11 protein-coding genes and 1 pseudogene are annotated in these 11,425 nt (G+C 60.9%); 6 read left to right on the top strand and 6 right to left on the bottom strand.

Annotated features, from left to right (window positions below; genetic code table 11):
- Positions 1-200, bottom strand: a 200-nt coding sequence (locus ACFFAR_RS13320; RefSeq protein ID WP_375507990.1) for a hypothetical protein, incomplete at its 3' end; no start/stop codon positions are given.
- A 24-nt stretch (positions 201-224) separates the two neighbouring features.
- Between ACFFAR_RS13320 and ACFFAR_RS13325 the strand changes: the two are divergent.
- The 4 genes and pseudogenes from ACFFAR_RS13325 to ACFFAR_RS13340 all read left to right on the top strand — a co-directional run.
- Positions 225-1,235 (top strand): annotated as a pseudogene (locus ACFFAR_RS13325) (HlyD family secretion protein); the annotation flags it as partial.
- Positions 1,232-2,800, top strand: coding sequence for a DHA2 family efflux MFS transporter permease subunit (locus ACFFAR_RS13330; protein ID WP_062002574.1), 1,569 nt, complete (start codon positions 1,232-1,234; stop codon positions 2,798-2,800). The pseudogene ACFFAR_RS13325 and the gene ACFFAR_RS13330, both read left to right, overlap by 4 nt.
- Position 2,801: 1 nt before the next feature.
- Positions 2,802-4,337: an efflux transporter outer membrane subunit gene (locus ACFFAR_RS13335; protein WP_174362882.1), complete on the top strand. Its 1,536-nt coding sequence runs from the start codon at positions 2,802-2,804 to the stop codon at positions 4,335-4,337.
- 103 nt (positions 4,338-4,440) lie between these two features.
- Complete coding sequence (locus tag ACFFAR_RS13340; RefSeq protein ID WP_062002576.1) at positions 4,441-4,761, top strand: YnfA family protein; 321 nt, start codon at positions 4,441-4,443, stop codon at positions 4,759-4,761.
- A 27-nt stretch (positions 4,762-4,788) separates the two neighbouring features.
- Here ACFFAR_RS13340 and ACFFAR_RS13345 read toward each other — a convergent pair whose 3' ends face one another.
- Positions 4,789-5,814, bottom strand: coding sequence for a DUF2891 family protein (locus ACFFAR_RS13345; protein WP_174362883.1), 1,026 nt, complete (start codon positions 5,812-5,814; stop codon positions 4,789-4,791).
- A 428-nt stretch (positions 5,815-6,242) separates the two neighbouring features.
- On the opposite strand from ACFFAR_RS13345, the gene ACFFAR_RS13350 reads away from it, so the two are divergent.
- On the top strand, positions 6,243-7,538 hold the full coding sequence (locus tag ACFFAR_RS13350) for an MFS family transporter (RefSeq protein ID WP_062002578.1): 1,296 nt from the start codon (positions 6,243-6,245) through the stop codon (positions 7,536-7,538).
- Between the two features lie 53 nt (positions 7,539-7,591).
- Here the strand turns inward: ACFFAR_RS13350 and ACFFAR_RS13355 are convergent, their stop codons facing one another.
- Together ACFFAR_RS13355 and ACFFAR_RS13360 are read right to left on the bottom strand one after the other, a co-directional pair.
- Positions 7,592-8,935, bottom strand: a complete 1,344-nt coding sequence (locus ACFFAR_RS13355; RefSeq protein WP_174362884.1) for a HipA domain-containing protein — start codon at positions 8,933-8,935, stop codon at positions 7,592-7,594.
- Positions 8,935-9,195 carry a helix-turn-helix domain-containing protein gene (locus tag ACFFAR_RS13360; protein ID WP_174362885.1) on the bottom strand — a complete coding sequence of 87 codons (261 nt, stop codon included), beginning with the start codon at positions 9,193-9,195 and terminating at the stop codon, positions 8,935-8,937. The genes ACFFAR_RS13355 and ACFFAR_RS13360 overlap by 1 nt, the downstream gene beginning before the upstream one ends.
- A gap of 398 nt (positions 9,196-9,593) precedes the next feature.
- Between ACFFAR_RS13360 and ACFFAR_RS13365 the strand changes: the two genes are divergently transcribed.
- Positions 9,594-10,250, top strand: a complete 657-nt coding sequence (locus tag ACFFAR_RS13365) for a hypothetical protein (protein ID WP_062172334.1) — start codon at positions 9,594-9,596, stop codon at positions 10,248-10,250.
- On the opposite strand, the gene ACFFAR_RS13370 is transcribed toward ACFFAR_RS13365, so the two are convergent.
- Complete coding sequence (locus ACFFAR_RS13370) at positions 10,247-10,417, bottom strand: hypothetical protein (protein WP_172812017.1); 171 nt, start codon at positions 10,415-10,417, stop codon at positions 10,247-10,249. The two genes, ACFFAR_RS13365 and ACFFAR_RS13370, sit on opposite strands and share 4 nt — an antisense overlap.
- 32 nt (positions 10,418-10,449) lie before the next feature.
- A partial coding sequence (locus tag ACFFAR_RS13375; protein WP_375507991.1) for an AraC family transcriptional regulator occupies positions 10,450-11,425 on the bottom strand: 976 nt, incomplete at its 5' end.

Here is an 11,425-nt window from a genome sequence, read left to right on the forward strand (position 1 = left end):
TCCCTTTTGCCATGCATGGCGAGCGCTTGCTTGGACAGATCTTGCTTCCAACGAAGATTGCCATCCTCATCCTCGCTGTAATCGCCGTCTTCATCGAAGTCTTCGGGATCGCTGACTTCATCTCCAGAAACAGAACCAAGATCAGAATCACTGTCCGCAAAGGCAACGTCAGCCTCACCCGCATCAGGGTCGTGGTCCAATCGTCTCTCTGGAGCCTCGACAAGGTTCTCGGCGTCATCGTCGTCCTGATCATCATCGCGGGGCTGATCTGGTGGTTCGCAACCCGCAATCAGGTGAGCACGGACGATGCCTACACCGACGGCGATGCGGTCACCATCGCGCCGAAGGTTTCGGGTTATGTCGTGGTCATGAATCTCGGCGACAACAAGTTCGTCCATAAGAACGACCTCCTGATCAAGATCGATCCCCGCGACTACCAGGCGCAGCTCGATCAGGCGAATGCGCAACTCGGCCTCGCCAGGGCGCAGCTCAACGCGGCGCAAGTGCAACTGGCTATTGCGCGAGTGCAGTATCCGGCGCAACTCACGCAGGCCAAGGCACAGCAACAGTCCGCACAAGCGAATCTCACGCAGAGCCGGGCCGCTTATGAACGCCAGCATTCGGTGGACGTTCGCGCAACGTCGCAACAAAACATCGATACCGCCAACGCGCAGCAACAAAGCGCGCTTGCCAACGTCGCGCAGGCTCGCGCGCAGGTGAAGACCGCGAGCCTCGTGCCGCAACAGATCAGTCAGGCCCAGGCTACCGTCGACGAACGCCGCGAGCAGGTCCACCAGGCAGAAGCGCAAGTCGAAGCGGCCGCGCTCAATCTCTCGTACACCGAGTTGCGCGCCCCCGCCGATGGCTGGGTCACAAAACGCAATGTGCAATACGGGACCTTCCTGCAGGCAGGAACGTCGATCTTTTCGCTCGTGACCACCACTGTCTGGATCACGGCCAACTTCAAGGAATCGCAGCTCGAGCGCATGCGTCCGGGCGACGCGGTGGATGTTTCCGTCGATGCCTATCCGGACCTGAAACTGCATGGTCACGTGGACAGCATCCAGCTTGGCAGCGGCTCGCGCTTCTCGGCATTCCCTGCGGAAAACGCGACGGGTAATTTCGTGAAAATCGTGCAGCGCGTGCCGGTGAAAATCCTGATCGATAACGGCCTGCAACCCGACTTGCCGTTGCCGCTTGGTCTTTCCGTCGTGCCGAAGGTGATGCTGAAATGAGCGAGCGCGCCGACTGGAAGCCGAAGTCCAACCCGTGGCTGATCGCGGTGGTGGTCACGCTCGCGGCGTTCATGGAAGTGCTCGACACAACGATTGTCAACGTCGCGCTGCCGCACATTTCGGGCGCGATGTCCGCAAGCTACGACGAAGCCACGTGGACGCTGACCGCGTATCTGGTGGCGAACGGGATCGTATTGCCAATCTCCGCGTTCTTCTCGAAACTTTTGGGACGCAAGCGCTATTTCCTGATTTGCATAGCGGCTTTTACAATGTGCTCGCTGCTGTGCGGCCTCGCCACCAACCTGTGGCAACTGATCATTTTCCGCGTGCTTCAAGGTTTCTTTGGCGGCGGTTTGCAACCCAACCAGCAGTCCATCATCCTTGACACGTTTCCACCCGAGCAACGGGGGCGCGCGTTTTCGATATCCGCCGTGGCGATCGTGGTCGCGCCCGTGGTCGGCCCGACGCTCGGCGGGTGGATTACCGATAATTTGACCTGGCGCTGGGTGTTCCTGATCAACGTGCCAATTGGCGTGATCACAACCATCGCGGTGATGCAGTTTGTTGAAGACCCGCCTTGGGAGAAGAAAAAGGATCGTAAGGAACTCGGGCTGGATTACATCGGCATCGGCCTGATTGCGCTGGGCCTGGGGTGCCTGCAAGTGTTCCTCGATCGCGGCGAGGATGACGACTGGTTCAAGTCCGGCTTCATCACCACGTTCGCGATCCTGTCGGCGATCGGCATTGTTGGCGCGATATTCTGGCTGCTCTACGCGAAGAAACCGGTCGTCGATCTGCGCGTGCTGAAGGATAAAAACTTCGCGCTGAGTTCCATTTGCATGGTCGGCTTCGCCAGCATTCTCTATGGCAGTGCGGTGCTCGTTCCGCAGCTTGCGCAGCAGCAACTCGGGTACACCGCCACTCTTGCGGGGCTCGTGTTGTCGCCCGGGGCGATGATGATCGTCGCCATCATTCCCATTGTCAGCAAGCTCATGCCGATCATACAAACGCGCTTCCTGGTTGCGTTCGGTTTCTTCCTGATGTCGTGCGCGTTGTTCTTCACACATCACCTCGTGCCGAATATCGACTTCAAGACGCTGACCATCATGCGAAGTTCGCAATCCATTGCGATTGCTTTCCTCTTCGTACCAATAACAACCCTCGCGTATCTGACGCTCAAGCCGTCGGAGAATGCGGACGCTTCCGCGCTCTTCACAATGTTTCGCAACGTCGCGGGATCGATCGGCATTTCGCTTTCCACCGCGATGATCGTCGAGCGCACGCAGGCGAACATGGCCCACATGTCCGTGCACATGACAACGCTCAATCCCAATTACAACGATTCTGTACAACGCATGACGCGCACACTGATGGACATGGGCCAGACCATGCAACAGGCCATGACGACAGCAACCGGCCTCATGTACAAGCAGTTCATATCGCAGTCCACGATCCTGGCTTATCTCGATGTGTTCGGCGCCGTCGCGATCTTTGCGTTGTGCTTCGTCCCGGTGACGTTCTTCTTTTCACCGGTGAAAGCTTCGGGCGGCGGAGGAGGGCACTGAGATGAACAAACGCCTGACTTCGTTATCGATTGCATTGCTTGCGCTTTTCACGAGTGCCTGTTCCGTCGGCCCGAATTTTACGGAGCCCGACGCAAAAGCGCCTGATAACTGGCGTGATTTGCAACGCGTGCAAAACCCGCCGGACGATATGCGCATCCCGCACGCGGGCGTGCCGACCATCATCGATACAAACGCCGATCCCGATCCGCGCTGGTGGCGCGGATTCAACGACGCCACGCTCAACTCACTGATCGATCGCGCCATTGCGGGAAATCTCGATTTGCAGAGCGCGGTGCTGCGCATCACGGGGGCGCGCGAACAAGCCGTGGCTGCAGGCGCACAAGGGTTGCCGCAAGTCAGCGCAAACGCGAGTTATATGCGTGAGCAACTCGGTCTCAAGGGCATCCTCGAATCGCAAGGTGCGTTCGACCAGATCAATGGGCTCGGGGCGAACGCACCGCGTGTTCGCAACGCAATCGATTCCGCGACCGGGCCGGTCAATCTCTTCCAGGACGGCTTCGATGCATCGTGGGAACTCGATCTGTTCGGCCGCGTGCGACGCTCGGTGGAATCGGCCAATGCGCAGACGCAGTCGGCTATCGAAAATCGTAACGATGCGCTCGTCTCGCTCGAAGCCGAAGTCGCGCAGACCTATTCGCAACTGCGCGGCGCGCAGTTGCTCAAGCAGATCACGCTGGCAGAAATCGATTCCGAGCAACAGATTCTAGACCTCACGCGGGAACAGGCACGCGTCGGCCTGACGAGCCAGAGCGATGTTCAAAGCGCAACGGCACAAGTCGGCTCGCTCCAGTCGCAGCTTCCCCAATTCGATGCACAGATCGCGCAAGCCATGAACGGTCTTGCCGTGTTGACCGGCAGCGTGCCGGGCGCGCTCGATGCCGAACTCGAAACGCCCGGCGCAGTGCCGCCAGCGCCGCCGAGCGTGCCGATCGGCTTGCCATCGACACTTGCTCGGCGGCGTCCGGATATTCGTCGCGCGGAAAGCGATCTGCATTCGGCCACGGCCGAAGTCGGCGTGGCGGTCGCGCAGATGTACCCGGATATCTCGTTGACGGGCAGCGTCGGGACGCGTGCCACGCGCGCCCGTTATCTCGCGCACTGGTCGAGTCTTTTCTATTCGGTGGGCCCGAGCATTTCCCTGCCGATCTTCGAGGGCGGCGCGCTGCGGGCGAACGTGCGGATCGCGAAATCGCAAGCCGCGGAGGCGGCGCTGCAATACCGGTCGACCGTGCTGAAGGCGCTGCAGGACGTGGATAATTCGCTGGTCTCATATAGGACCGATCAGGACCGGCGCGAGGCTCTCACGCGAACCGTGGAGGCAAACCGCATCAGCCTGCAGCTCGCAACCGACAGCTACAGGAAAGGGCTCGTGACGTTCATCACGGTTCTCGATGCCGAACGGCAACTCGCCTCCACGCGCCAGCAACTCGCGCAATCGACGGTCAGCGTGACGACCGATCTGATCGCGGTGTACAAGGCGCTCGGCGGGGGATGGGACGAGGGCGCAACGGGCTGAAGCTGCGTTTGCCTCGGCGATTGCGCTTGCGAATTCGCTTGCATTGGGCGGCGTGGTGAGTTCTGCTGTGGGTCCTTTGCACGCTCGCTTAACTGCTTCCGTCATGAAGACCATCCTGCTTTATGTGCTCACCGCGATCGCCGAGATTGTCGGCTGTTATCTTCCGTATCGATGGCTGAAGGAGGGCGGCTCGCCATGGCTCCTCGTGCCCGGCGCGCTATCGCTGGCACTCTTCGCGTGGCTGCTCACGCTGCATGCAAGCGCGGCCGGACGTGTGTATGCGGCGTATGGCGGCGTGTATATCGCGGTGGCGATCATGTGGCTGTGGGCCGTTGAACGGATCCGGCCTTCGAGCTGGGACTGGGCCGGGATGGCGATCGCGCTGGTCGGCATGAGCGTAATCGCATTCCAGCCGCGCGGTTGAAGCTTTGCGCTTCGGGCTTACAAAGGCTCAGGCGTCCAGCGCCAGCAGCGCGAAGGTCGCAAGCCAGTGTTCGCCCATGTAGTCGCCGGCTACGTGCCCGAGTCCGGCCGCAAGGTGATCGTGGGCCGTGGCTTCGAGCGCACTGATCCGGGCATCGCCGGGTTTCAGTGAACGTGCGAGCGAGCGCTGGCACCAGGCGCGGCTCAGGTTCAAGCCATCGAGGTGCGCAAGCTTGCCGTCGCTTCTGTCCGTGACCGTTGCGGGCGTGAAAAGCGTCGCCGGTTCGCGCGCAACTAGCCGTGGCAGGAAGCGGTCGAACCATCCTTCGAACTCGGCCGGCGGCAGCACGCGCCGCATCAACTCGGCTTCAATCAGCGACGAAGACAGGAACTCATCGCCGGCTGGTTCCCACGCCTGGCAAGCGGCATCGTTCAAGTACCAGCGACGGGCGGTATCGATGATCAATGTCTCGAACGCCGCGTTGCCAACCTGGCGCGCATACCCCACTGACAATGTCAGCGCAAACGCCGTATTGAAGTGCGTACCCACGCGCAGCGGATACGTGGACTTCGGCAGGAACTCCGTAAAGCGATCCACGAAGGCGGACGCGAGCGGCCTGAGCGTATTCGCCCAACGCTGGCCGTCCGGCGTTTTCATCGATTCAAGCTGTCCGGCGAGCGCGAGCAGCCATGCCCAGCCGTAAGGACGCTCGAAGCCGCGCGCCTCCGGACGTTCCAGATACGCGACTTCGGCGGCGACGTTGGCGGCCGTGAAATGGTCGTCGATCAACGCGCGGATTCGCGATGCTTCCGGAAGATCCGGAAACCGGTCGATCAGCCGTGCAATCAGCCAGTAACCGTGAACGCAGGAGTGCCAGTCGAAGCTGCCATAGAAGATGGGATGCAGCGCGCGCGGACCTTTGACATCGGCGGCGCTGCCCATCACGTGTTCGAGTTTGTTCGGATATTCGCGCGTGAGGTGGCCAAGCGCGAGCGCCGCAAATTTGGATGCAAGGGCGGCGTCGAGCGTCGGGTTCGATGACTGCGGGTTCATTGCGGTTCTCCAGAAAAATCGAGCGTCCGCAATTATGGCAATAGTTGGGCTCGCCGTTTGTCTTGTCTTTTCGCCCGGTCAGGGTAATTACCAAGCGCTTGCAGAGCGCTTGTCTGTAAGCTTCGCGCGGGCGCGGCCGCACATTCGAGTGACCGGCCGGTAACCGTTGATAGGGCTGCAATCCTTGCTGCGAAAGGCACCTGCGTGAAGCCGATCATGACACCCGTCTTGTGTCGTGAATCTCGCTGTAAGCACAAAAGCGGGTAACTGTCATCACGCGCCAAGCCGGGCCGCGTCGTATAAACTTGCGCCCGAACGCCCTGGCTTACGCAGGCGTCATCTTTTCCACCGGCACCCGACCGGTTCAAGAGCGGCCACGAGCCGCCGTTTTTCCGCTGTTTTCATTACGCGACAGGAGTCCAATCAGCATGGCCGAACTAGCCCTCTCCAAATCCGCGGATACCCGGCGCCGCGTTCTCGCGATCGTCGGTGCGTCGTCGGGGAACCTCGTCGAGTGGTTCGACTTTTATATCTACTCGTTCCTCGCGCTGTACTTTGCGCCGGCGTTTTTCCCGAGCGGCAATCCGACCACGCAGTTGCTCAACACGGCCGGCGTATTCGCGGCGGGCTTCTTGATGCGGCCAATCGGCGGCTGGATGTTCGGCCGTATCGCCGACAAACACGGCCGTCGCACCTCCATGATGATCTCGGTTTTGATGATGTGCGCGGGCTCGCTTGTCATCTGTTTCCTGCCTACCTATTCGAGCATCGGCGCATGGGCGCCATTTTTCCTGCTGATCGCGCGGCTGTTCCAGGGTTTGTCGGTGGGTGGCGAATACGGCACGAGCGCTACTTATATGAGTGAAGTGGCGCTGCAGGGACGACGGGGGTTTTTCGCGTCATTCCAGTATGTGACGCTGATCGGCGGACAGCTCGCAGCGTTGCTGGTGCTTGTCGTCTTGCAACAAGTGCTGAGCACGGATGAGCTGAAGGCATGGGGATGGCGCATTCCGTTTGGCATTGGCGCGCTTGCGGCACTCGTCTCGCTGTACTTGCGCAAATCACTCGATGAAACCACGACCGCCGAAAGCCGCAAGCTCAAAGAGGCCGGCACGCTGCGCGGCCTGATGCAGCACAAGACCGCGTTTTTGACCGTACTGGGATTCACAGCGGGCGGGTCGCTGATCTTCTACACGTTCACCACTTACATGCAGAAGTATCTGGTGAACACAGCCGGCATGCACGCCAAGACAGCGAGCAACGTCATGACCGCTGCGCTCTTCGTCTACATGATCATGCAGCCGGCGTTCGGCGCGCTGTCGGACCGGATCGGCCGGCGTACATCGATGATCTGGTTCGGCGTGCTCGCGACCATCTGCACCGTGCCCATCCTGCATGCGCTGAAGGATGTCACGAGCCCGATCGTGGCGTTCGTGCTGGTCGTGGTCGCATTGGCTATCGTGAGTCTCTACACATCGATCAGCGGATTGATCAAGGCCGAAATGTTCCCCGCCGAAGTGCGTGCGCTGGGCGTGGGTTTGTCGTATGCGGTGGCCAACGCCGTGTTCGGCGGCTCGGCCGAGTACGTGGCGCTGTTCCTCAAGTCCATTGGCAGCGAGTCGACGTTCTATTGGTATGTGACGGCGCTGTGCGCGATTGCGGGGATTGTCTCGTTCCGCATGCGCGATTCAGCGAAGGAAGGTTATCTGCGCGACGTGCCTTGATCACCGGGTAACGAGCCGGATAATGGGCAGCAGGACCTTCGGGTCCTGCTTTTTTATTTGTCCGGCATCGCTTCGAGCGCGGCGACGGTCTTGCGAAGTCCATCGAATATGCGGTCCGAGACTTTTGCCGGAAAACCGTCCGGCAATTGCGCCGCCACTTGCTCGATCACGCGCGGCGTGTCTGCAATCAGACGCTGGATGATCGGTTCTGCAGTATTGCCGTACGAACACCTCGGCGCCATGGCGTTGAAGTGCCGGCGCTGGATATCGCGAAACGCATAATGACGATGCTTGCCGGCAATGGCCATCGCGAGTTTCGCCTTGAACCACGACCACTGGCTTGCGCCTTTGCCCTCCACGGGCCAGATCGACATGACATCGTAGAGCGGCGTCAGCCTGAACTGGCCGCGCGGCAGGATCCGGATGCTGAAGTTTTTCGCGTGGCCATCGGGCGCGGCAAGCAGCCAGAACAGAATCTGCGCGGTCAGCAAGGTTTCGACGTCGTCGCTTGCCTCGTTGGATTGCTGAAGCACGCGGGCCAGATCGATCACGCCCGGACCGCCTTCGTTTTCATATTTCTTGTGCGACGGCAGCCCCATCACCTGGCAGAAATCTTCTTGCGGCAAACGCAAAAGCCACTTGCCGCTCGAATGCATCTGGCGATCGAAACGCTTCACGCTCAGCACGCGTTGCTTGCCGAACGTCTCGATGCTCGTCTCCGCCACCGGCAAACCATAGGCGCGCAGCAGATGCATGCAGAGCCATTCGTTCTCCACTGACGTAGTCAGATCCGCGCGCCGGTTTCCGACCAGACCGAGCGGAAGTTTCAGGATGTGCGTAGTGGGCGTCGCGCCGTGGGGTTTCATCCATTGGCCGTCGTGCCAGAGCAGCGCGGTTTTTTCTTGCGCGCCGGCAAGCGAGATGCGGAAGTCATCTTCGTCGTCCTGAGCACCGAAAGCGAAGTTGCCGCCCGTCTGGGTCAGCAAGGTCTCGATTTCACGCTCGGAGAGCGGCGTTCCGTCGATTTGCTGCACACCCGCCGGCTCGTCATCGATACCCAGAAGCTGGACCGCGCCCACGCAATCGCGGCCGATCGCCTGCAACAGGTCGAAGGTATCGAGTGTCTTGGTCCGGAAGCGCCGGCCGATGCGCTGGCGGATGGCTTCGCTGTCGGGCAGCAGGTTATCGAAGTAGTTCAGCACGCGCTCGCCTTTGAGCGGGGCGTTGTCGAGCGGAATGGGAAGCGACAGCGACAACGGCCGCCCGATGTCGGAAACCGCCCACGCGGCGTCGTACTCGAACTCCATGGGTCCGCGATTGGGAATTTGCCAGACGCCCATGCGCACACCGTTGGCCCATACGGACAACGCGCGGGAATGCGATTTGCGCCCGGTCATCACCATTCCGGTGTTGATTCCTGGGTGATTTGGACCGTGGCGTCGCCCCGGTTTTCGACCTGCAATTGCAGGCCGTATGCGCCGAAAAGCGCCAGCAACTGGTTGAGGGTCAACGCGCTGGAGTCGGCTTCGAGCGTCGAGATACGGCTTTGGCTCACCCCTATCCGGATGGCAGCTTCAGCCTGTGTAAGGCCAGCGCGCCGTCGTCCTGCTGCAAGGATTTCGCCCATTTGATGGGAGGTAGCAATAGGCTGCCGCATGGCGATTTATCTGTGACACGAATAAACGCATTTTATTCGTGTAGCGAATATTTGTCAAATATGCGTGTGGCGAATAAACGCCCATTATCTGCTACACGAATAATTGTCATTTATTCGTTTGGCAAATATTGGCTTGCCAGAGGGGGTGCGGGGTGGGTCTGAAAGCGAAAAACCCGTCAAATTGACCGATTTTTTCCACCGCTGCGGGTTTTCACGCTTCTTCAGACAAAACGCACAATAATGAGATGACGGTAAGATGCGGTCAGATGCCCACAGGCGACGCCATTGCTTACATTTCGGCAGCGTCGCTGCAATGACGGGCTCGCCAGGACCCGAGCGTCGAGCGCATGTGCCCCGCTGCGCGACGCTTGCGAGTCCGTCTGCTTGGAGACTAGCCCATGGAAGATTTCGATGAAACGTTGTATGTAGTATGGCGGAGCAACCTGAACGTGCTCGCGGGATCGCCGGCGGGCGGCGCGAGGATTGCGCGCATGATGAGTTTTTCGCCGTCGCATATGAAGCTGATCCTGGCCGGCCGGCGCGACTTCAGCGAAGAGTTCATCCGCGGCGTGGAAACGGTAACTGGCCTGCCGCCGCGCTGGATGGACGACCGTCACGACGGACGCGACATTCCGCCTGAAACGCAGCGCGCGATGGATGAGGAAGCGCCGGCGGCGGTCTTTCGCGGCAATGCCCACCCAGCGCCCAAACGGCCGGTGTTACGCGGGCCTGAACCGCTGCTGTCGCAGACGGAAGCCACACGGCGCATTGCCGACCAGGCGCTGCAGCAAGGCGAGACGCTGCGTCGCGACCAGATATTCCGGCGCAACCGTGATTTGCTGCTGACCGATCTGCGTCGCGTGGAGCGGCAATTGTCGATGGTGCAGCTCGACAGCATCAATGCGCGCGCGGAGGATATGGGTGCATCGGGCAAGCTTGACGGGCCCGTGCGCGCCGATCTCGCAGGGCGTATCGAACAGATCGACAAACATCGGGCCATGCTGATGCAGCACGTCGAAAAACTCGCGACCTTGCTGACCAGTCTGGAAGATTAGCCCGGCAGCTTTTTACGCAACTCGGCTTCGGGCTCGAACGAGATGGCGACCGGGTCGCTTGCAGGGAAGCTTTCGTCCAGTGCTTCGTCGAGGGCAGACTCGACGTGTTCGGCCTCCACGGACGCGGGCTCCGACTTTTGAGGCGGCTTGGCTTTCGATTTCGGCATGGCGGCTCCTTGAGTGAACCAGCAGGTTTTCACTATAGCGGTTCTGTCATGCCTCGCACGACCCGATAAGCCGCCGGCCGCACGCCTGTCCATTTCCTGAACGCGCGATGAAACGCGCTGGGCTCGGCGAACCCCAGCGCATGCGCGATTTCCGCAATGGTCTCGGTGGTATCGGCAAGGCGCGCGATGGCGATGTCACGGCGCAGTGCATCGCGAATGGCCTGGTAGGTCACACCTTCTTGCTTCAGACGCCGGCGCAGCGTGGCTTCTGCCATGTTCAACGCCGTGGCGAGCTGCTCGCTGCCCGGCCATTCGGCGGGCGGCATCTGCCGCAACTTGCGGCGGACCTGTGCGGCCAGTGAATCCACGTTGCGATACTTCACGATGAAATTCGCCGGCGCCGCCCGCAGGAACACCTTGAGTGAAGCGCCGGTCTGGACCACCGGCAAACGCGCAAAATCCGGCGCGAGATCCACATACGATGCCGATTGCCCAAAGCGCATGTCGTCGCAGAACATCAGCCGGTATTCGGCGGCGGCGCGCGGCTCGGGACAGCGCAGATGCGCCGCCAGCACCGGAATACGCCGGCCCACGAGCCAGCACAACAAACCGTAGATCATGATGAACGCGGTCGCATAGGCGAACATCGGGTGCGGGGCGTCGGCGTCAGTATCTGCAAGCCGGATTCGTACGCGCGTGGCGCTGACCTCGAATTCGCATCGCAGGTCGTCCAGCACCAGCCGCAGGAAACCGGCAATGCGGGTGAGCGCCTGGGCGCCATCGCGTGAGCCGATCGCGGCGTGACAGAGCAGTGCGAAACTGCCGCGGCGCATCGGGTGGCTGTCCTGGCCGAAGAATTCATCGTCGAGAGCGTCCGCAATCGCGCTCCATAAACGCCCGTATTGCGCCGCCGACACGCGCGCAAGCGGCGCTGCCAGCGATGCAGCGTGAATGCCCGCTTGCTCGAGCAGGACATCGCGCCCGATGCCGCCACGCTCGGCGCAACGC

The sequence above is a fragment of the uncultured Caballeronia sp. genome (assembly GCF_964243625.1).
Taxonomy (GTDB): domain Bacteria; phylum Pseudomonadota; class Gammaproteobacteria; order Burkholderiales; family Burkholderiaceae; genus Caballeronia.